The 20,788-nt window shown below is 42.9% G+C and carries 24 protein-coding genes; 1 reads left to right on the top strand and 23 read right to left on the bottom strand.

Translation table 11 applies throughout. The annotated features are described in order from the left end of the window. Positions 1–129: 129 nt before the first annotated feature. From SMSK564_RS04795 to budA, 7 genes are all read right to left on the bottom strand, one after another. Complete coding sequence (locus SMSK564_RS04795; RefSeq protein WP_000737956.1) at positions 130–1,200, bottom strand: ABC transporter substrate-binding protein; 1,071 nt, start codon at positions 1,198–1,200, stop codon at positions 130–132. A gap of 2 nt (positions 1,201–1,202) precedes the next feature. Next, positions 1,203–1,970 (bottom strand): ABC transporter permease, encoded by a 768-nt coding sequence (locus SMSK564_RS04790; protein WP_000712725.1) that lies wholly within the window; start codon positions 1,968–1,970, stop codon positions 1,203–1,205. Beyond that, positions 1,967–2,773, bottom strand: coding sequence for an ABC transporter permease (locus SMSK564_RS04785; protein WP_000753657.1), 807 nt, complete (start codon positions 2,771–2,773; stop codon positions 1,967–1,969). Before SMSK564_RS04785 ends, SMSK564_RS04790 begins: the two co-directional genes overlap by 4 nt. After that, on the bottom strand, positions 2,754–3,911 hold the full coding sequence (locus tag SMSK564_RS04780) for an ABC transporter ATP-binding protein (RefSeq protein WP_000742908.1): 1,158 nt from the start codon (positions 3,909–3,911) through the stop codon (positions 2,754–2,756). The genes SMSK564_RS04785 and SMSK564_RS04780 overlap by 20 nt, the downstream gene beginning before the upstream one ends. 159 nt (positions 3,912–4,070) lie before the next feature. After that, positions 4,071–4,976, bottom strand: a complete 906-nt coding sequence (gene murB, locus SMSK564_RS04775) for a UDP-N-acetylmuramate dehydrogenase (RefSeq protein WP_000116175.1) — start codon at positions 4,974–4,976, stop codon at positions 4,071–4,073. Between the two features lie 110 nt (positions 4,977–5,086). Beyond that, on the bottom strand, positions 5,087–5,839 hold the full coding sequence (locus tag SMSK564_RS04770) for a YhfC family intramembrane metalloprotease (protein ID WP_000152240.1): 753 nt from the start codon (positions 5,837–5,839) through the stop codon (positions 5,087–5,089). A gap of 9 nt (positions 5,840–5,848) precedes the next feature. Further along, positions 5,849–6,580 carry an acetolactate decarboxylase gene (gene budA / locus SMSK564_RS04765; RefSeq protein WP_000360311.1) on the bottom strand — a complete coding sequence of 244 codons (732 nt, stop codon included), beginning with the start codon at positions 6,578–6,580 and terminating at the stop codon, positions 5,849–5,851. Between the two features lie 141 nt (positions 6,581–6,721). Here budA and SMSK564_RS04760 point away from each other — a divergent pair, with 141 nt between their 5' ends. Next, positions 6,722–7,993 (top strand): aminotransferase-like domain-containing protein, encoded by a 1,272-nt coding sequence (locus SMSK564_RS04760; protein ID WP_000744847.1) that lies wholly within the window; start codon positions 6,722–6,724, stop codon positions 7,991–7,993. Between the two features lie 20 nt (positions 7,994–8,013). Here SMSK564_RS04760 and SMSK564_RS04755 read toward each other — a convergent pair whose 3' ends face one another. The 16 genes from SMSK564_RS04755 to SMSK564_RS04690 all read right to left on the bottom strand — a co-directional run. Beyond that, the gene (locus SMSK564_RS04755) at positions 8,014–8,829 is read right to left on the bottom strand and encodes an ABC transporter substrate-binding protein (protein WP_000837374.1); all 816 of its coding nucleotides are present in this window, start codon (positions 8,827–8,829) and stop codon (positions 8,014–8,016) included. Between the two features lie 157 nt (positions 8,830–8,986). Beyond that, complete coding sequence (phoU, locus tag SMSK564_RS04750; protein ID WP_000946458.1) at positions 8,987–9,640, bottom strand: phosphate signaling complex protein PhoU; 654 nt, start codon at positions 9,638–9,640, stop codon at positions 8,987–8,989. A gap of 11 nt (positions 9,641–9,651) precedes the next feature. Further along, on the bottom strand, positions 9,652–10,410 hold the full coding sequence (pstB, locus tag SMSK564_RS04745) for a phosphate ABC transporter ATP-binding protein PstB (protein ID WP_000133484.1): 759 nt from the start codon (positions 10,408–10,410) through the stop codon (positions 9,652–9,654). 12 nt (positions 10,411–10,422) lie between these two features. Continuing rightward, positions 10,423–11,226, bottom strand: coding sequence for a phosphate ABC transporter ATP-binding protein PstB (gene pstB, locus SMSK564_RS04740; RefSeq protein ID WP_000049848.1), 804 nt, complete (start codon positions 11,224–11,226; stop codon positions 10,423–10,425). 10 nt (positions 11,227–11,236) lie between these two features. After that, a complete protein-coding gene (pstA, locus tag SMSK564_RS04735; protein ID WP_000543046.1) occupies positions 11,237–12,121 on the bottom strand; it encodes a phosphate ABC transporter permease PstA in 885 nt (294 codons plus the stop codon). Then, a complete protein-coding gene (gene pstC, locus SMSK564_RS04730) occupies positions 12,111–13,028 on the bottom strand; it encodes a phosphate ABC transporter permease subunit PstC (RefSeq protein ID WP_001070903.1) in 918 nt (305 codons plus the stop codon). Before pstC ends, pstA begins: the two co-directional genes overlap by 11 nt. Further along, positions 13,028–13,906 (bottom strand): phosphate ABC transporter substrate-binding protein PstS family protein, encoded by an 879-nt coding sequence (locus tag SMSK564_RS04725; protein ID WP_000746326.1) that lies wholly within the window; start codon positions 13,904–13,906, stop codon positions 13,028–13,030. Before SMSK564_RS04725 ends, pstC begins: the two co-directional genes overlap by 1 nt. Positions 13,907–14,126: 220 nt before the next feature. Continuing rightward, entirely contained in the window at positions 14,127–15,431 is a 1,305-nt protein-coding gene (locus tag SMSK564_RS04720; protein WP_001160253.1) for an RsmF rRNA methyltransferase first C-terminal domain-containing protein, read from the bottom strand. After that, positions 15,432–16,205, bottom strand: coding sequence for an inositol monophosphatase family protein (locus SMSK564_RS04715; protein WP_000444025.1), 774 nt, complete (start codon positions 16,203–16,205; stop codon positions 15,432–15,434). Continuing rightward, entirely contained in the window at positions 16,195–16,473 is a 279-nt protein-coding gene (locus SMSK564_RS0102050) for a UPF0223 family protein (protein WP_001041974.1), read from the bottom strand. The genes SMSK564_RS04715 and SMSK564_RS0102050 overlap by 11 nt, the downstream gene beginning before the upstream one ends. Next, a complete protein-coding gene (locus SMSK564_RS0102045) occupies positions 16,473–16,874 on the bottom strand; it encodes a Spx/MgsR family RNA polymerase-binding regulatory protein (protein ID WP_000631254.1) in 402 nt (133 codons plus the stop codon). Before SMSK564_RS0102045 ends, SMSK564_RS0102050 begins: the two co-directional genes overlap by 1 nt. A gap of 210 nt (positions 16,875–17,084) precedes the next feature. Beyond that, positions 17,085–17,702, bottom strand: coding sequence for a TIGR01906 family membrane protein (locus SMSK564_RS04710; protein WP_000850642.1), 618 nt, complete (start codon positions 17,700–17,702; stop codon positions 17,085–17,087). Further along, positions 17,692–18,465: a TIGR01457 family HAD-type hydrolase gene (locus tag SMSK564_RS04705; protein WP_000875449.1), complete on the bottom strand. Its 774-nt coding sequence runs from the start codon at positions 18,463–18,465 to the stop codon at positions 17,692–17,694. Before SMSK564_RS04705 ends, SMSK564_RS04710 begins: the two co-directional genes overlap by 11 nt. A gap of 9 nt (positions 18,466–18,474) precedes the next feature. Next, positions 18,475–19,212: an acyl-[acyl-carrier-protein] thioesterase gene (locus SMSK564_RS04700; RefSeq protein ID WP_000524804.1), complete on the bottom strand. Its 738-nt coding sequence runs from the start codon at positions 19,210–19,212 to the stop codon at positions 18,475–18,477. Positions 19,213–19,216: 4 nt separating this feature from the next. Beyond that, positions 19,217–20,347, bottom strand: a complete 1,131-nt coding sequence (gene hemW / locus SMSK564_RS04695; RefSeq protein WP_001170057.1) for a radical SAM family heme chaperone HemW — start codon at positions 20,345–20,347, stop codon at positions 19,217–19,219. 175 nt (positions 20,348–20,522) lie between these two features. Next, positions 20,523–20,788 (bottom strand): LPXTG cell wall anchor domain-containing protein (locus tag SMSK564_RS04690; protein WP_000299221.1); only part of this gene is annotated, 266 nt, incomplete at its 5' end.

Here is a 20,788-nt window from a genome sequence, read left to right as displayed (position 1 = left end):
AAGGTTAAACTTAGTATACTACTGGGCAAGCAAATAAGCAACTACCATAGAAAAACATACAGTTACAAAAATTGCCTTCTATTAAGAAAACGAACCAGCTTAACTGATTCGTTTCGTGATTGCTAACTCCTACTTCCGATACATTTTAAACTGTAGGAAGAGGTCGCTATATTTTCCTGTCCATTTATGGTCAAATTTCTCATAAACTTCTAGGTGTTTCATGGTTTCAGCATCTGGATAAAAGGCCTTGTCTTCTTTTTTCTCCTCTGGGAGCAATTCCTTAGCTGGTAGGTTTGGTGTTGAATAGCCAACATACTCCGCATTTTTGAGAGCATTTTCAGGTTTCAACATAAAGTTGATAAAGGCATAGGCTGCATCTTGGTTTTTGACTGTTTTGGGAATGACCATATTGTCAAACCAAAGGTTGCTGGCCTCAGTCGGTACTACATAGCGTAGATTTTCATTTTTTTCTAGCATTTGGCTGGCTTCACCAGAGAAGGTCACGCCGATTGCAGCGTTGTTCTGAATCATGTAGCCCTTCATCTCGTCGGCAACGATAGCCTTGATATTTGGAGTGAGCTTGTAAAGCTTGTCCACTGTCTCTTCCAACTGCTGGGTATCCTTGGAGTTGAGGCTGTAGCCTAGCGAATTGAGGCCTAGTCCCAGTACCTCACGCGCCCCATCAAAGAGCATGATAGAGTTCTTATACTCTGGCTTCCAGAGGTCATCCCAATGCTCAGGCGCTTCATCTACCATGGTTTCATTGTAGACAATTCCCAAGGTTCCCCAGAAGTAAGGGATGGAGAATTTATTGCCTGGGTCAAAGGACTGGTTGAGGAACTCTGGTCCGATATTTTCAAGACCTTCAAGTTTTGAATAGTCAAGCGGTACCAAGAGGTCTTCGTCCTTCATCTTGTTAATCATGTATTCACTAGGGATGGCAATATCGTAGGTCGTTCCACCCTGCTTGATCTTGGTATACATGGCTTCGTTGGAGTCAAAGGTCTCATACTGGACTTGGATTCCTGTTTCTTCTGTGAATTGCTCCAAGAGTTCTGGATCAATATAGTCTCCCCAGTTGTAGATAACCAGTTTTTGACTATCTCGGCTATTTATTTTGCTATCGAGATGCGTCGCAATTCCCCACAAGACCAGGATAATGGCTACAATTCCTGCTAAAAATGAATAGAGTTTTTTCATGTTTACTCCTCCTTCTCACGTGAGATAAAGTAATATCCAACAACTAGGATAATACTAAAGAGAAAGACGAGGGCAGACAGGGCATTGATCTCTAGCGAAATCCCCTTGCGAGCACGAGAGTAAATCTCGACTGACAGGGTTGAAAAGCCATTTCCCGTTACAAAGAAGGTCACAGCAAAGTCGTCTAGCGAATAGGTGAAGGCCATGAAATAACCTGCAATGATAGACGGAGTCAGGTAAGGAAGCATGATTTCCTTGAACATCTGAAATTGACTGGCTCCCAAGTCATAGGCCGCATGAATCATGTCACCGTTCATTTCCTTGAGACGAGGCAAGACCATCAAGACCACAATAGGAATGGAGAAGGCCACGTGACTAGATAGAACAGTCAAAAAGCCAAGTGAAAACTTGAGTTGAGTAAAGAGAATCAAGAAGCTAGCACCAATCATAACGTCAGGCGCAACCATGAGGATATTATTGAGTGAAAGAAAGGCTTCTTGGTATTTCTTACGAGACTGGTAGATGTAAATAGCACCGAAAGTCCCGATAATGGTCGCAATCAAGGCTGATAAAAAGGCCAAGAAAAAGGTCTGAGTCACAATCAACATGAGGCGACCATCGCCAAACATGGTTTTAAAATGACTCAAGCTAAAGCCTGTAAAGCTATTCATGTCATTTCCTGCATTAAAGGCATAACCAATCAGGTAAAAGATAGGCAGGTAGAGGACAAGAAAGATCAGTCCCAGATAAAGGTTGGCAAATTTTTTCATCGTTCTCTCCTTTCCTTGGTCACCCACATGGTGATGAACATGGTCAGGATGAGAATCACACCAATGGTTGAACCCATACCGTAGTTGTCATTTGTCAGGAAGTTCTGTTCAATAGCCGTTCCCAGCGTAATAACGCGATTCCCACCAATCAAACGGGTCAGCATGAAGAGACTCAAGCTAGGAATAAAGACAGACTGAACTCCACTTCTCACTCCGTTCATAGACAGAGGGAAGATGACATGACGGAAAGTCTCCCACTTGGTCGCACCGAGGTCATAGCTGGCATTGATGAGATTGTTGTCCATATCGTCCAGGACATTGAAAATGGGCAAAATCATAAAGGGAAGCTCGATGTAACTTGCAACAAAGATAAAGGAGAAATCGGTAAAGAGCAACTGTTGTGAGCCGATTCCGATAAATTCCAAGAATTGGTTAATAGAGCCATTCTGACCAAAAATCCCGATAAAAGCATAGGCTTTAAGGAGCAAATTGATCCAAGTAGGCAGGATAATCAGCATAAGCCAGAGTTGACGGTGCTTGAGACGGGTCAAAAAGAGGGCTGTTGGATAGCTGATAAGCAAGGTCACAAAGGTCACAATTCCTGCATAAAGCACAGAGTTAAAGCTCATTTTTAGGTAGGTCAAGTTTTGTGACGCAAAGTAGGACTTATAATTTTCTAAACTGAACTGGCCTTCGATGTTGAAAAAGGATTGACCGAAAATCAAGACCAAGGGTGCCAGGACAAAGAGGGCAATCCAGAGCATGTAGGGCACTACAAAGAGTTTAGATCTTGTTTTCTTCATCTCTTTCCTCCTCGATTGCATTGATCAGACCTGCTTCTTGCTCTTCAATTTCCACGTATTCTTCGATACGAGCATCGAACTCTTCTTCGGTTTCGTTGAGACGCATGATATGGATGTCTTCTGGTTCAAAGTCCAGACCGATTTCCTCACCAACAATGGCCTTACGGGTTGAGTGGATCATCCATTCATTCCCAAGTTCGTCATAGGCGATAATTTCATAGTGAACTCCACGGAAGAGCTGGGTATCGACCTTAACTTGGAGCTTGCCTTCTTCAGGAAGGGTAATGCGCAAGTCCTCTGGACGAATCACGACCTCAACAGGTTCATTTGGCTTCATCCCCCCATCAACCGCTTCAAAGCGTTTGCCGTTAAACTCAACCAAGTAGTCCTCAATCATGGTTCCTGGCAAGATATTTGACTCACCGATAAAGGTCGCAACAAAATGGTTAATCGGCTCATCGTAGATGTCCACAGGTGTTCCAGACTGGACAATCTCGCCATCATTCATGACGAAAATCCAGTCACTCATGGCAAGAGCTTCTTCCTGATCGTGAGTAACAAAGACAAAGGTAATGCCCAATCGTTGTTGCAGTTCCCGCAATTCGTACTGCATGTCTGTTCTTAATTTCAAGTCCAGCGCTGACAGAGGCTCGTCCAACAAAACCACACGGGGTTGATTGATGATGGCACGGGCAATTGCCACACGCTGACGTTGTCCTCCAGAAAGTTTGCGGATGGAACGTTTTTCATACCCTTCCAACTGAACCATCTTGAGAACTTCCGCTACGCGTTTCTCGATTTCTTTCTTGTCAATCTTGCGCAAGCGGAGCGGAAAGGCAACATTTTCAAACACATTCATATGTGGAAACAAGGCATAGGATTGGAAGACCGTATGGACGTCTCGCTTGTTGGTTGGGATATCATTGATGCGGACACCGTCTAGCATGATATCTCCTGTCGTCGCATCCAGTAAACCTGCAATGATGTTTAGGATGGTTGATTTCCCTGAACCAGATGCGCCTAAAAGGGTATAAAATTTCCCTTCTTCCAACTCAAAGTTGATATCTTTGAGAACCTTGGTGTTGCTGTCTTCAAAAACTTTTGAGACGTTTTTGAATTCAATAATTGGTTTTTTCAATTGTCATTTATTCCTTCTTTTTCATAGATTAACAGATCAGGGCTCTGTCAGGCCGCCACTACCTCGTGTAGGAGATTGAACTGCCTACATTCTTCTGCACTAACGATAGGCTTTCACCCCCTTTCCATGACATAGCAGCAGCTTTTTAGCTAAAGCTTCCTACTTGCTTTCACCTAAGATACGGACTTCTCTTTCAAGCGTGATACCTGAGTGTTCCTTGACTTTTTCGATAACAGACTCAATCAAGTCTTCGTAGTCTTTAGCCGTTCCATCTGCAACATTGATCATAAATCCTGCGTGCTTTTCTGACACTTCTACGCCACCGATACGATAGCCTTTCAAGCCAGCTTCTGAAATTAATTGACCTGCAAAATGCCCTACTGGACGCTTAAAGACCGAACCACAAGATGGATATTCCAAAGGTTGCTTGAGTTCGCGTAGGTGCGTCAAACGGTCCATTTCCTGCTTGATAACCTGATGGGTTCCTGGGGCTAGGGCAAATTTAGCTGACAAGACAACTGCACCAGACTCCTGAATGGCTGAATGACGGTAACCAAAAGCCAAGTCTTTAGCAGACAGGGTTTCGATTTCTCCATCCTTGGTCAAGACCTTACAAGACTGCAAGATGTGGGCAATCTCACCACCATAGGCACCTGCATTCATAAAGACAGCACCACCAACACTTCCAGGAATGCCACAAGCAAACTCAAAGCCGGTCAAACTATGACGGAGGGCAATGCGAGTTGTTTCAATCAAGTTAGCCCCTGCTTCTGCTTCAATGGTATAGCCATCAACGGAAACGTTATTGAGCTTGTCACACAAGATGACAAATCCACGAATCCCACCGTCACGAACAATGATGTTGCTGGCATTGCCAAGAACCATCCAAGGAATATTTTCTTGATTGGCAAATTTAACAACGCGCGCCAACTCAAAACGATTTCGTGGAAAGACCAAATAATCGGCCTCTCCACCTACTTTTGTATAACTATAGCTATGCAAGGGTTCCTTAAAACGGATATCAATTCCTTCTAAGATTTCAAGCATTTTTTCTCTTACAGACATGTCACTCTTCCTTTTACAAAATTCATTCCATTATACCATTTTTAAGACCATTTGACGACCCTAAAAAAATCTTGGGCTTATTTTAAACAAAAAAGAGGTTTCCCCTCTTTTTATGATTTTTTACAAAAGATTGCCTTTGTTCCATAGGCAACCAGAACGAGCTCCAGTGCTAGGACCACTTCAACCAAGGCTGGATTTGTCAGCCAGCCAACTTGGACTAGAGATGGTGCCAGGTCAAAGAAGGCGTGTAGGCCATAAGCTGCTAGGAGATAAATCCATTTCTTCTGACGAACAGCTTGATAAACCCAAACAGTCAAGAGTAATTGGAAACCTAGCGCCAAGATTCGCTCAAAAGCAAGCAAATAAATCTGCCAGACTGATAGCGACTGAATAGTTTTCAACATATTTTCAGACAGTAATTGCATGACCTGTGGATCCTGCGTTTGAACTGCTGAGAGAACGAAGTAGAGATTAAGCAAACTAGTAAGACCTAGGAAAATCAACTCCAAGCCACCATGCCCTAACCCATAGGCCAAGGCGTCTGCCTTTTCCAAACTTCTCTTTTTCTCCAACCATTTGAAGAAAATAAGACGTGCTGTTTCCTCAAAAAATGCTGCCATGACTAGGCCATAGATGATATAGACAAGCGGATGATCTTGCAAGAGGGCAGTACTGCCGTCTTTTTGAGGATGCAAAACCAAGATATGCACCAATTTTTCCAAAATCTGCGAAGAAACAAAGAAGGCTACAGCCCCCAAGCCCAAGACAGCTAGATTAATCTGGTATTTCTTTTTGGCATACCAAATGCTTCCTATCAAGAAAGCCAGCAACAGTACCATGGTAATGATAATATGAATGGTCATTTTCTTCTCCTATTCTGCCTTTTCAATATCTTTTTTCATCTCGTCAACATTGAACTTAGCAAACAAGTATTGACGGTCTTGGACTGGGAAACGTTGATCCAATTGGTCAACAGCTCCCACCTCGATAATCCCTTCCTTGATGACAAAGTCCATGACATGCCCACCGAAGGTCAAATCATCTGAGATGAAGTGCAGATGGTAGCCTGCCACACTAACCCCATGGAAAATCTCTGGCGTCCAGAAACCAACGATGGTTCCCGCCACATTGTCACGACTATATTCAGGTTGATGGGTTGCGACATCAGCAAACTTGGTATCTGGTGTCGACTTGGGAATCATGCGCACATGCATATGCGAAAATTCCCCCCGAATCTTGATAGAGCGGAAAAGATTTTCCCCATCATAATAAGACTCGATTCGCTCTTCCAATTCCTTGTCCGTCATCTCAAAGCGCTGGCGGAAAATAACTTCTGCCTGATGCGGTACTACTGCTGCGTAAGGAATAAGGGCATCTGGTGACACTTCTACAATTTCCGGTTGCTCTCCTGATCCTTTGGCCTGATAAGCCTTGCCATCCAAGACAATCAATTCCCCATCAATGGAATCCAAGGTCCCCAAACCAAGGTCACCATGCTCTAGCAATTCTCCCACTGTCATGGTACCACCATAAAGGCCGGCCATCAAGGCTCCAAGGGTATTGTATTGAAATAATTTCACTGGTTCCTGCACGTTCTTATCCATTCACTTTCTTGTCTGTTATTCTGTAAATCTCACTCCTAAGTATACCACATTTGCCACTAGATGTGAACGAGAGAAACACTCTAGACATTGCCAAGAAGGAAAAAAAAGGGTACAATGTAACAAAATCAAGGGAGGTCTGGAATGAAGAAACAAAGCAAGTACCAAGAGGTCGTTTCCTATCTGAAAAATGGTATCGAGTCTGGACGTTTTCCGACGGGAAGTCGCCTGCCTTCTATCCGTCAACTGAGCCTTGACTTTCACTGTAGCAAGGACACTATTCAACGCGCCCTGCTGGAATTACGACACGAACAATACCTCTATGCCAAGCCCCAGAGTGGCTACTATGTCCTAGAACAAGGGCAACACCAGGACCTAGAAATTGAGGTTACGGACGAACATGCCAGTGCCTATGACGATTTCCGACTCTGTATCAATGAAACCTTGGTTGGCCGGGAAAACTACCTCTTCAACTACTATGACAACCAAGAAGGATTAGAAGACTTAAGACAATCCATTCACCAACTCCTCTTTGACCAAGCTCTCTACTGCAAGGCTGATCAACTTGTACTGACTTCTGGAACCCAACAAGCCTTGTTTATCCTCTCTCAAATTTCCTTTCCTAGCCAAGCCAAGGAAATCTTGGTAGAACAGCCGACCTACCATCGGATGAATCGCCTCTTGATTGCTCAGGGCTTGGACTATCAAACGATTGAACGAGGCATTGATGGGATTGACTTGAAGGAGCTGGAGCGACACTTCAAAACAGGAAAAATTAAGTTTTTCTATACCATTCCTCGTTTTCACTATCCTCTGGGGCATTCCTATTCAGAGCAGGACAAACGGGCTATTCTTGACTTAGCAGCTAAGTATGGTGTTTATATTGTAGAGGACGACTATCTGGGGGATTTGGACTCCAAGAAGGGCCAGACCTTCCACTATCTAGATACAGAGGAGCGCGTCATTTATATCAAGTCCTTCTCAACCAGCCTCTTTCCAGCCCTGCGGATAACAGCACTCATCCTGCCAAATGCTATCAAAGAAGCCTTTGTGGCCTACAAAAATATCCTAGACTACGATAGCAACCTCATCATGCAAAAGGCCCTGTCACTCTATATTGACAGTCAACTGTTTGAGAAAAACCGTCTGGCTCGCTTGTCCAATCAGGAAACCTACCAAAAACAACTTGAGGAAAGCTTAACTAAAACACCTTGTCCCCTTCCTCACTTTCCGCTTCATGATGGTTTATTGCTAGACCTGAGACAGTATCCTAAAATCGCCAGCCTCAAACACAGTCAGCTGAAATTGGACTTCTTTGAGGAGGCTTACTTGGATACCTGCCCTTATCAATTTGCCAAGGTGTCCTTAGACAATCTGGAAAAGGTTTTAAACTATTTAAAAGCAGAATTGGACTGACTTCCAACTCTGCTTTTTTCTTATTGTTCAACTTCTGTTAGGCTTGCTGCCTTTTCAAGATAGCTTTGGTAGGTACCGTCATCCTTGAGTTTTTGGATGACTTTGTCCACCACTTCTTTCAAATCAGCACTATTTTTTCTAAGAGCAACTGCATTGGCTTCGCCGTCCTTCATCTTCAAGCTGACAGTTGCGACAGCTAGGTCAGCATTTTTAGCAGCATAGCTAAGGGCAACAGGCTCATCCATGTGAACAGCATCTACTTTTCCAGCCTGTAATTCATTAACAGCTTCACCCATATTGGTTAGGGAAGTCAGCTGAGCTTTTGGCAATTGTTCCTTGACCATTGATTCTGGAACAGTCCCTTTTTGAGCCGCAATATTAGCACTTTCAAGGCTAGTTAAATCCTTGTATTTTTCTACATCAGCTTTACGAACCAAGAAACTAATCTTGTTTTCATAGTAAGGGATTGAAAAATCAAAGACTTCTTTTCTCTCGTCAGTAGCGCTAATTCCCGCAACTGCTAGGTCAGCCTTCCCAGTTTGAAGACTGGTCAAGACATTGTCAAAACTCATGCTTGAAATTTCCAACTTCACCCCAAGTTCATCAGCGATAGCTTGGGCCATATCAATATCCGCACCGACTACCTGGTTTTTTCCGTCAACTAAGGATTGGAATTCAAAAGGTGCATAGTCAGGACTAGTCGCCACAACTAATTTCCCCTTTTGCTTAATGGCCTCAACAGCTGACTGAGAACCATTAGAACCCGACTGGCAAGCTACTAAGAAGAAACTTGCAAGAAAACTACATAAAACAAATATCCATTTTTTTGATTTCATAAATAAACAACCTCTCTGTTAATTTTGTATAATTATAACGCTATTCAAGATGCTTGTCAAGTATTTTTTGAATTTTTATCTTAAAAATATTTTTTTCATTCAAGAAAAGGAGCTTCCAGTTGATTACAAGCTCCTTTTTATACAGAATGAACCTATTTTATAGTTCGACAATCTTACCTGTTTCAAAGTAAACAACCCATTCACAGATATTTTTTGCATAGTCTCCAATACGTTCCAAAAAGGCAATCACTTGGAAGTAATCACGGCCTGTAACGATGGCATCTGGATTTTTCTTGATTTCTTCTGTAGCCAAATCACGAATGCTATCAAAGTAATGGTTGATTTTTTCATCCATGGCTGCTACTTCATAGGCCTGGTCTACTGAACCATTGAGATAGAGTTCAAGGGCTGCTTCAACGAAGTTCTTGACATCGCGGCCCATTCTCTTGATTTCTTCTTCAACAGCTGGGATGCGTTGCTCCCCTTTCATACGAATTGCCGCTTTGGCAATGGAAACGGCATGGTCACCCATACGTTCCAAGTCAGATACAGCCTTCAATACTGTCAAAACAGTACGCAAGTCCTGAGAAACCGGTTGTTGGAGGGCAATCATTTCAAATGATTTCTTCTCCAATTTCACTTCGTATTCGTTTACTTCTGCATCGTCTTCGATGACTTCCTTGGCCAAATCACGGTCATGCGTAACAAAGGCACGCACCGTACGATTGATTTGGGATAGCACTTCTTGTCCCATAGCGTAGAACTGGTTGTGCAATTTCTCTAAATCTTCTTCAAATTGAGAACGTAACATCATTTATCTCCTTATCCAAATTTTCCTGAAATATAATCTTCTGTTTCCTTGTGTTGTGGGTTGAGGAACATCTTCTTGGTATCGTTAAACTCAATCAAATCTCCATCTAGGAAAAATCCTGTCTTATCAGAGATACGAGAGGCTTGTTGCATAGAACGCGTAACCAAGAGCATGGTGTATTTATCTTTTAGACCATACAAGGTTTCCTCAATCTTACCAGCAGAGATAGGGTCCAAGGCTGAAGTCGGTTCATCCAAGAGAATGATTTTAGGACTGGTTGCCAAGACACGGGCAACACAAACACGTTGTTGTTGTCCACCTGAAAGCCCGATAGCTGAATCATGCAGGCGATCCTTAACCTCATCCCAGATAGAAGCTCGTTGTAGGGCTTTTTCTACCGCTTCATCCAGAACTTGCTTGTCCTTCACTCCATTGATACGAAGCCCGTAAACAACATTTTCATAGATAGACATAGGGAAAGGGTTTGGTTGTTGGAAAACCATACCGATTTCCTTCCGCAATTCAACTGTATCTGTACGTGGGCTGTAGATGTTGTGGCCGTTGTAAACCACCGAACCAGTTGTGGTCACTTCTGGATTGAGATCCCCCATGCGGTTGATAGCCTTGAGGAGGGTTGATTTCCCTGATCCAGATGGACCAATCAAGGCTGTAATTTCCTTAGGTTGGAAAGATAGGGAAACACTATTCAAGGCCTTTTTTTGATTGTAGTAAACGGACAGGTCTGATACCTGTAAAATCGCTTCTGTCATACTGTTTCCTTTCTATCCAAAGTGTCCTGTTACGTAGTCATTGGTTGACTGTAGTTTGGCATTTTGGAAAATATTAGAGGTCTTATCGTACTCGATCAAGTCACCCAAGTAGAAAAATCCTGTGTAATCACTAGCACGCGCAGCCTGCTGCATACTGTGGGTCACGATGATGATAGTAAAGTCCTTCTTCAATTCCAACATGGTTTCTTCCAGCTGGGCTGTCGCAATCGGATCCAAAGCTGACGCCGGCTCATCCATCAAGAGAATATCTGGTTTAACAGAGATAGCACGCGCGATACAAAGACGTTGCTGCTGACCACCAGATAGAGTCAAGGCTGACTTGTGCAAATCGTCTTTGACCTGGTCCCAAAGGGCAGCTTGACGAAGAGAGGTTTCTACAATTTCATCCAAGACTTGCTTGTCCTTAACCCCTGCACGTTCATGGGCAAAAGTGATATTGCGATAGATAGACTTGGCAAAAGGATTTGGGCGTTGGAAGACCATTCCGATGTGCTTACGCATTTCATAAACGTTGATTTCTGGACGGTTGACATCAATCCCTTGGTAGAGGATTTGACCTGTTACCTTGGCAATATCAATGGTATCATTCATACGGTTGAGACTGCGAAGGTAGGTTGATTTCCCTGAACCAGAAGGGCCAATTAAGGCTGTAATTTTATTTTTTTCAAATTGCATATCGATGCCCTTGATGGATTCATTTTTACCGTAGTAAACATGTAAATCCTTAGTAGAGAGGGCCACTTTCTCTTCAGGAAAGGTGATGATATGCTTTTCATCCCAATTATATTTTGACATGGCTTCTCCTTTAGGCAGCGGTTAATTTCTTATGTAGATAGCTTCCGAGTTTACGGGCTCCAAAGTTAAAGATGAGGATAAAGATAAGGAGCACGGCTGCAGAACCTGCTGATACGATAGTTCCATCTGGAATGGTTCCTTCACTATTGACCTTCCAGATGTGGACAGCCAAGGTTTCTGCTTGACGGAAGATAGAGATTGGGCTGGTCACACTGAGAATATTCCAGTTAGACCAGTCAAGGGCTGGAGCGGATTGTCCTGCTGTATAGATAAGAGCCGCAGCCTCACCAAAGATACGACCAGAAGCCAAGACAACTCCCGTCACAATACCTGGAAGGGCTTCTGGAATAACCACATGGACAACTGTCTCCCAACGAGAAATTCCAAGGGCCAGACCAGCCTCACGTTGCGTATGGTGAACGTGTTTCAAGCTGTCCTCAACATTACGCGTCATCTGAGGCAGGTTAAAGACCGTCAAGGCCAAGGCACCTGAAATGATTGAAAATCCATACTCAAACTGAACTACAAAGATCAAGTAACCAAAGAGACCCACAACCACTGATGGCAGTGAAGATAAGATTTCAATACAGGTTCTGACAAAATTGGTCACAGGACCTTTTTTAGCATATTCAGCTAGGAAAATCCCAGCTCCCATAGACAAGGGAACAGAGATAATCAAGGTGATGACCAAGAGGAAGAAGGAATTATAAAGCTGAATTCCAATCCCTCCGCCTGCTTGGTAAGAAGATGATTTGCCAGTCAAGAAAGACCAAGAGATGTGGGGCAAACCACGAACCAAGATATAGAGAATCAAGGATGCCAAGATGGCAACGATAATTCCTGCAATTGAGTAGAGGACAGCTGTTGCAATTTTATCTAATTTCTTAGCGTGCATAGTTTTTCTTTCCTCTTTCTTTCGTAATCAATTTAATCACACTGTTGAAGGCCAAACTCATTAAAAGCAAGACTAAGGCCAGTGACCAAAGTACGTTATTATCAACTGTACCCATAACGGTATTTCCGATACCCATGGTCAACACAGAGGTCAAGGTCGCAGCAGGTGTTGTCAATGAAGTTGGGACAACGGCTGAGTTTCCAACTACCATCTGAATGGCCAAGGCCTCGCCAAAGGCACGCGCCATCCCAAAGACTACTGCTGTAAAAATCCCTGAACGTGCTGCCTTTAAGGTCACGCGCCAGATGGTTTGCCAACGAGTAGCCCCCATAGCCAAACTAGCTTCGCGGTAGTGACGAGGCACCGCACGCAAGCTATCGGTTGTCATAAAGGTTACCGTCGGTAAAATCATGACAAAGAGAACGAAAATCCCTGATAAAATTCCAAAACCAGTTCCACCAAAGACACTACGTACAAAGGGGACTACGACCTGCAAACCAATAAATCCATACACGACTGAAGGAATCCCGACCAGCAATTCAATGGCTGGTTGCAAGATTCTAGCACCTTTTGGTGAGACTTCCGTCATAAAGACTGCCGCCCCAATGGCAAAAGGAGTTGCGATAAGGGCTGATAGGATTGTGACAATAAAGGAACCCAAAATCATGGGAAGAGCACCAAATTGTTTCCCTGAAGGATTCCAAGTTTGGCCAAAAAGGAAATCAAAGATATTGACTCCATTGACAAAGAAGGTCGACAAACCTTTTTGAGCTACGAAAATCAAAATCATAGCCACAATGATGACAATCAAAGACAGACAGGCAAAAGTCAAGCCTTTTCCTAGTTTCTCTAGACGAGAGTTCTTTGAGGGAGAAAGTAATTTTTTAGCTAATTCTTCTTGATTCATTATTGACTCCCTTCTAGTGCTGTTACCGTTCCTACAGCATCTTTTTCAACCTTCATTTCCTTGACAGAAATATAGCCCATTCCCTTAACGATTCCGCTTTGCGCTTCATCTGAGAGGACAAAGTTGAGAAATTCTGCCACCAATTCATTGGGCTGACCTAGGGTATACATGTGTTCATAAGACCACAGAGGCCAGTTATTGGTTGTAACATTTTCTGCAATCGGCTCATAGCCGTTCAATTTCATGCGTTTAACTGAGTCATCCACATAGGCAAAGGCTAGGTAAGAAATGGCTCCTGGTGTCTGAGAAACAATGTTTTTGACCATCCCATTTGAATCCTGTTCTTGACTCTGCACGGCAGATTGGCCATCCATGACAACACTATCAAAGGTTGCACGCGAACCAGAACTTGCCGCACGGTTGATAATAGAAATGGCTAGGTCTTTCCCCCCAACCTCTTTCCAGTTGGTCACTTGACCTGTGAAGATGCTACGGAGTTGTTCAGTTGTCAGATTTTCAACGTCAACTTCCTTGTTCACAATCACCGCCAAGCCTGCAACAGCAACCTTGTGGTCCACTAGAGCAGAAGCGTTGATACCGTCTTTTTCCTCGGCAAATACGTCTGAATTTCCTACATCAACGGCTCCAGACTGAACCTGAGACAAACCTGTACCAGATCCTCCACCTTGGACGTTGACTGTTTTTCCAACGTGCAGAGAGCCGAATTCATCTGCTGCTGCTTCGACCAAGGGCTGAAGAGCCGTTGAGCCAACAGCTGTCATGGATTCTCCACGATCAATCCAGCTAGCACATCCCGCCAAAGAACCTGCCAGCAAAAGAGCCGCAAGGGATAGAGCGAGTTTTTTCCTTTTTTTCACTGTTTTTCTCCTTGAAAATAATGGTGAATGCTGTGAATTTTTTCAACTATTTATTTATGTTTTTCTTTTGAAAATTGGGAACCAACTGAAGTTCTGAGCTTGGTTTTACTTGAAATTTACTCAGTTATCATCTCCACCAATTTTGACTTAAAATGAAAGACAATTTGAAAAAAATCCATACTTCCACTATAACATAGACAAGCTACTTTGACTAGCATTTTCACTTGAATCTGAGGCCTTTTGGAAAATAATTTTTCAAAACATTTCCAGTCACCTTTGCAAAGCCCAAACCATTGCCCTGAACCAAAACTTGGTACCAACCATTTGGCAGACTTTCCGCCAGCTGAACGGTTTCTCCAGCCACATACTTTACAAACGCTTCTTGGTCAATTTCAACCGACTGCTTGACCTGACTCGGTTTCAAGGCTAGACCAAGAGCAAAACTAGGTTCAAAACGTTTCTTCTTAAAAGTACCCAGATGCAGGCCATTGCGAGCAATCTTGAGCTTCCCTAGATCTGGCAAGAGTTCTGGCAAGAGATAAAGTTGGTCACCAAAAGTCTGCAAGATACCCCTTAGATTGACCTGCAAATGTTTTTGGGCAAATTCCTGCCACAAGGTAACTTGTTCACGGCTGAGGTTACTCTTACTTGCCTTAAATTTAGGAGCTGGATTGTCACCTTTAAATTGTAAATGGGCTACAAATTGCCCCTCTCCCTTAAAATGATGAGGATACATCCGAGCCGTTTCTGGGAGGTCAATACCAGCTACCATTCCATTGATATGCTCTACTGGTAACAAGTCAAAATCATACTCTTCCAGCAACCAATTGACAATCTCTTCGTTTTCCTCAGGTGCCCAGGTACAGGTTGAATAAACCAAGCGACCACCTTCAGCTAGCATGGTTACTGCATCTTCCAGAATTTCTCTTTGCAAGCTAGCACATTGACTCGGATAATCTAAGCTCCAATAGTCCATAGCATCTGGTTGCTTACGGAACATCCCTTCCCCTGAGCAAGGGGCATCAAGGACAATGAGGTCAAAATAGCCCTTAAAAACCTTGGCCAAGCGGTCAGCAGATTCATTGGTCACCACAACATTTGTCGCTCCAAAGCGCTCCATGTTTTCTACTAAAATCTTAGCCCGTTTGCTTGAAATTTCATTGGAAACGAGAAGACCCTCCCCTGCTAGATAGGCTGCTAATTGAGTTGATTTACCACCCGGTGCAGCTGCCAAGTCCAAAACCTTCATACCAGGACTGGGCTGGGCTACCTGAGCAACCATCTGAGCAGCAGGTTCTTGCGAATAAACCAAGCCTGTAGCATGCTCAGGCGATTTCCCTGAAACCTTACCATAGTGGCCCCAAGGGGTTTGAGGAATAGCATCAGGAAAGGAAACTGGCGCTTCTTTTAAAGGATTGACCCGAAAGGCCGAAACCGCTTCCTCCTCAAAAGAGGCAAGAAAATCTCTTGCCTCATCTCCTAGTATCTCTTCATATTTTTCAACAAATCCTTCTGGAAATTGCATTTAAGTTCTTTTCCTTTCGTAAATATAGGACTGAATTTCCTCCTGCATCTCAAGAGGTAGCATCATGACCGGCTGTCTGGTTTGAAAATCAAGCGGTTGACCAGATAGGGTCACAACCTGATAGCCCAGACTTTCCCCTAAAATACTAGCCGCAGCATAATCCCATGGTTGCAGATAGGTGACATAGGTCAACAAATGTCCTGACAAAATCTTGGCAAAACTAATGGCCGCACTCCCATAGACACGTACACCGAGTACAGCTCGACTCAAATCAGCCAAGCCCCATTCATTGGTTTCCAACATCCCACTATTCCCTGCAATGAGAAAATCTCCAAGTTGTTTAGTTTTAAAAGGAGCTAGGGGCCTATCATTTAGACAAACTGGAAATTCCCCACCACCGTGATAACAATCCCCTTTGACCACATCATAAATCAGACCAAACTGTCCTTGACCATTTTCAAAATAAGCCATCATAACAGCAAAATCTTCCTTCTGGGCGACAAAGTTATTGGTACCATCAATGGGATCAATGACCCAAACCTTGCCCTCTTGAATCGAAGCTCTCAGACAACCTTCTTCAGCACAAATCTTATCCTCAGGATAACGGGATAGAATTTCACCAACCAAGAGTTCCTGAACTTCCTTGTCCAGTCTGGTCACCAAATCTGTTGGAGAGGTCTTAGTCTCAACACACAAGTCTTCCTGCATATGGTCAAGGATGTACTGGCCCGCCTTCTTGATAAGCTCTTTGGCAAATTCAAATTTACTTTCCAAGAGAAATCTTTCCTTCCCCTTTTTCCTTGGCAGCCTGAACCGCTCGGTAAAGCGAATAGCCACTAACTGTTTCAAATTCTCGTCCCAAACGTTTTTCTTCGCTCTTACTTGGCACGACCGCCTTGAATCCTTTATAGGAGTCCAGTAACTTTTTAGCCTCTACCTTGCCCTCATAGGCAGCTTCAACATCATTAAAAAAAGAAAGCACTGAAGCAAGTTCTTCAGTGCTCCACGACAAATCTAGTGGGTAACTATACTGTTTGTTCATTAACTAATACCAGCTCTCATTCTTGCTTCTTTTAGTTCTTGCTTACGATAACTACGAGGGAGAAAAGCACGAATCTCATCTTCATTAAAACCGATTTGCATACGTTTGGCATCAATAATAATGGGACGACGCAAAAGACTAGGATACTGCTCAATCAAATGAAGCAATTCTGATACCGAAATACTTTCTACATCAATATCTAATTTTTGAAAAATTTTTGAACGAGTTGAAATAATGTCATCAGTACCATTTTCGGTCAAGGAAAGGATGTGTTGCAATTCTTTTCTTGTTAAGGGACTGGTCATAATATTGTGTTCCTCAAAGGGCACCTTATGTTTTTCTAGCCAGGCCTTTGCCTTACGACATGAAGTACAGCTCGGTGATAGAAATAGTGTAATCATGCTTTTCTCTTCTTATCTATACTTTGCTACCTCTATTATACAAAAAAATAAAGCGCTTGACTAGAGATTTTTAGAAAAAAAGCCTATTTTTCCAGAAAAATAGACTGTTTGCGAACGATTAATACATTTCTGAATTAGTTAATTCACTCTTAACGATAGTTTCGAATCACACACCTAATTTATACATGTGAAATAAGAACATCTTTCGTTTCACTTCCTACGACTTTTTAGATAAAGATAGCCAAAGAAGCTTTCATAGAGGGCAAAAAAGAGGAGGAAGGCATGAAGGAAGAAGGTCTCTGGCAAAATCAGTATAACAGGATCCTTGGCTGGGTCAAAAAGCCAGGTATCATCTCCCACAAAGAGAATTTGATGGAAAAGAGTAAAGAATTGGTCAAAACCAATCAACACTCCTCCAAGCCCAATCAGTAAAGGCAAAACCACTAGAGCCAAAAGCCCTTTACTAAATAGAGACAAGAAGCCCTTTTTCACAATCCCTTTGACAAAGAAATAGAAGCTTGGCAGGGTAACTAGGGCAACTAGCTGAACCAAATGAAAGAGATTCTTGACCACTGCGAAATGGTGCAGACCAGCTGCTGACGAACGAAAATCTGGCATCTCTAGGACCTGACTAAAAGGATTGGTCAGATAATTCATCAAGATATGAAAGTTGTATTGAATGGTTTCTGATTTTAAATAGACCCGATCCGTTAAACTTAACCACTGAATTTCCAGCGGATAAAAAATCCAAGCCAAATAAATGGTCAGAAGGATAGAAAGAGAGAGGAGAAAGAGCATAGAGCTCCAAAAGGTCAGTTTAGTTTTCATCAAAGTTCCACTCCGCAAGGCTAGAAACCACATGAGTCGGTGCGATTGGCAGGTCTGCCACTTCTTCTGCCTTGGTAAAACCTGTCGTCACCAAGAGCGTTGGAATGCCATTGTCAATCCCTGCTCGGATATCAGTCAGGTAGTTGTCCCCAACCATGATTAATTCTTCACGTTCCAAACCTAAGTGCCCAACCGCCTTATCCATAATGATGGCATTTGGTTTTCCTATATAAACAGGCTTCACTCGTGTTGCCACTTCAAGAAGGGTAATCAGTGAACCAGCACCTGGCAAAAGACCGCGTTCTGTTGGAATGTTAAGGTCAGGATTGGTTCCGATAAAATGAGCACCCTTTTGGATAGCCAGAGTTGCTGTCGCAAATTTTTCATAGTCGACTTGCCAGTCCAATCCTACTACTACATAGGCAGGATTTTCCTTGTCTTCGACATAACCAGCCGCCTTGATGGCTTCCTTGAGGCCTGATTCTCCGATGACATAGACCGTCTTTTCAAGCCCCAAGTCGTTCATATAGTCGATAGTCGCCAAAGTCGCTGTGTAGACAGTCGATAGGGGCGTATCGATATTAAAATTCTGAGCCAACATCTCCTGAACACTCTCTGGAGTGCGGGTTGTATTGTTGGTCACAAAGAGATAGGGAATGTCCCGCTTTTGCAATTCATGGACAAAAGCCTCTCCAGCTGGGATTCTGTCTTTCCCCTTATAAATAGTTCCGTCTAAATCAATTAAATAGCCTTTATATTTCATCTATTTTCCCTAATCCTTTTTTATTTCTTGCCAAGTGATGATAGCTTGGGCATTGGTAGCCCCGTCGCTTGTAATCTCATGCTTGCTTTCCAGTCCAGTCCGTTCAACAGACGATGTAATCACCCCACCTGGTCGAACTTCCTTGACATACTTGAGATTGATTTTCTTGGGAATATATTGGGTCAAAAAGTCCGCTCCCATGACCTCAAAAATCCAGTCCAAGTATTTACTGTTATTGACATGGCCATTCATATCCAAGTCGTAAAAACGAACATGGTAATCCTTGCTGATTGGCTCTTCCAAAGTCTCATACTTTGGTCCACGGATGAGCTTTTTATTAAATTCAGACTGGTAAGGAGCCACAATCTCAGGTTCGACAGCATGAACTTTTCGACTGTCTCGGTCCATGAGAACAAAGGTCGCCATCATATGGATAAGCTCCTGCCCTGATTCATCATAAATGGTAAAGCGACGATAGCAAAAGAGTCGATTGTAGCTCAAAGCTTCCGTTTCGATGGTGATTTCTTCCGCAAAATGAGGCAAACGAACCACCTCAATATCATAATCTGTGATAATCCAGACCAGATTATGCTCTTCCAAAATAGTCTTATCACTAACTCCCAGTTCAATAGACTGCATCCCTGAAACTTGCAGGGATAGCAAAATCACATCTGGAAGCTTGATATGACCGTTCATATCAGCCATATCAAAAGGAATTTTCATTTTCATTTGATAAGTTAAGCCCATCATCCTACTCCAAAATAAATCGTTCTGCTACGGTGTCTCCCAAAAAGAGACCTCTCTTTGTCATACGAACTCGGTCACCCTCTATTTGCATGAGACCTTGTTGAACCAAGTCCTTGACAATTTCTCCATAAAGTCCATCGAAAGACCGTCCAAATTTTTCCTCAAATCGCACCATGGAGACTCCTGATTTCTTGCGAAGTCCCAAGAACATTTCTTCTTCCATTTGCTCTTTTTGACTCAAGTGCTCCTCTGTGATACGAGCATTGCCTTCCTCAACCGCACTGAGATAATGACGAATGGGACCATGGTTTTTATAGCGCACTCCATTAACATAACCAGATGCCCCAGCACCGATGCCATAGTATTCAGCATTGTCCCAGTACATGAGATTGTGGCGACTTTCAAAACCAGGTTTGGAGAAATTAGAAATCTCATAATGTTCAAAACCAGCTCGCTCCAGCGCTGCGATGATGTACTCAAACATCTCAGCTTCCAGTTCTTCCTTAGGCAGAGGTAATTTCCCTCGTCGCATACGATTCATAAAGACCGTATGATTTTCTAAAATCAAGCTATACAAACTCATATGGGGAATATCCAGCCCAATGGCCTTAGCCACATTTTCCTTGACCTGCTCCATTGTCTGACCAGGCAGTGCATAAATCAAATCAATAGAAATATTGTCAAAACCAGCCAGTTTCAGACGGTCGATATTTTCATAAATATCCTTCACCAAATGACTGCGCCCAATCTTTTTCAGCATCTTGTCATCAAAGGTCTGCACGCCTAGCGAAACACGATTGACAGCTGAGTTCTTCAACACAGCTATCTTATCCGCATCCAAGTCACCTGGATTGGCTTCAATGGTCAACTCCTCCAAGGCAGACAAGTCCAAGTTTTTAGTCAAGCCCTTCAACAACACCTCTAGTTGTGAAGCTGACAAGGCTGTCGGTGTCCCACCACCGATGTAGAGGGTTCGCAACTTTTGAATATCATAAGAACGAAACTCTTCTAACAGATGTTCCAAATAGATATCTACCGGCTGATTCTTGATGAAGACCTTTGAAAAGTCACAATAATAACAAATCTGGGTACAAAATGGGATGTGCACATAGGCTGACGTTGGTTTTTTCTGCATAGTAATTATTATACCATAAAAAGCGAACAATACTTAGAATTCCGTTTAACAAAATCCTAGCATTGTTCGCTTTCTTTATCTAATCATTCTTTTTATTTTATGACTAACACGATTCCCAGAACCAATCTACTTTGTCATAAAATACCACAGAATGAATGTTCATCTGACTAATTTTTTAGTCTTCTTTTTTCTTGCGAGCTACAAGTCCAAATCCACTCAATAGTCCAAGAAGTCCTAGAGATGCAAGAGTCGCATTTGATTCTGTTCCTGTATTTGGCAATACATTTTGAGAATCATTTGATTTAGCTCCATTATCCATAGTAGTCTTAGTATCTACCTGATCTGCATTTGGAGTTGGAGTAGCTGGTGTTGGTGCATCTTGACCAGAACCTCCATTATTATCAGGTGTCACTGGCGCAACTGGATTTGTATCTGTTGGTG

This window comes from Streptococcus mitis SK564 (assembly GCF_000148525.1).
Classification (GTDB): Bacteria; Bacillota; Bacilli; order Lactobacillales; family Streptococcaceae; genus Streptococcus; species Streptococcus mitis_H.
This window is presented reverse-complemented; position numbering and strand designations above follow the sequence as displayed.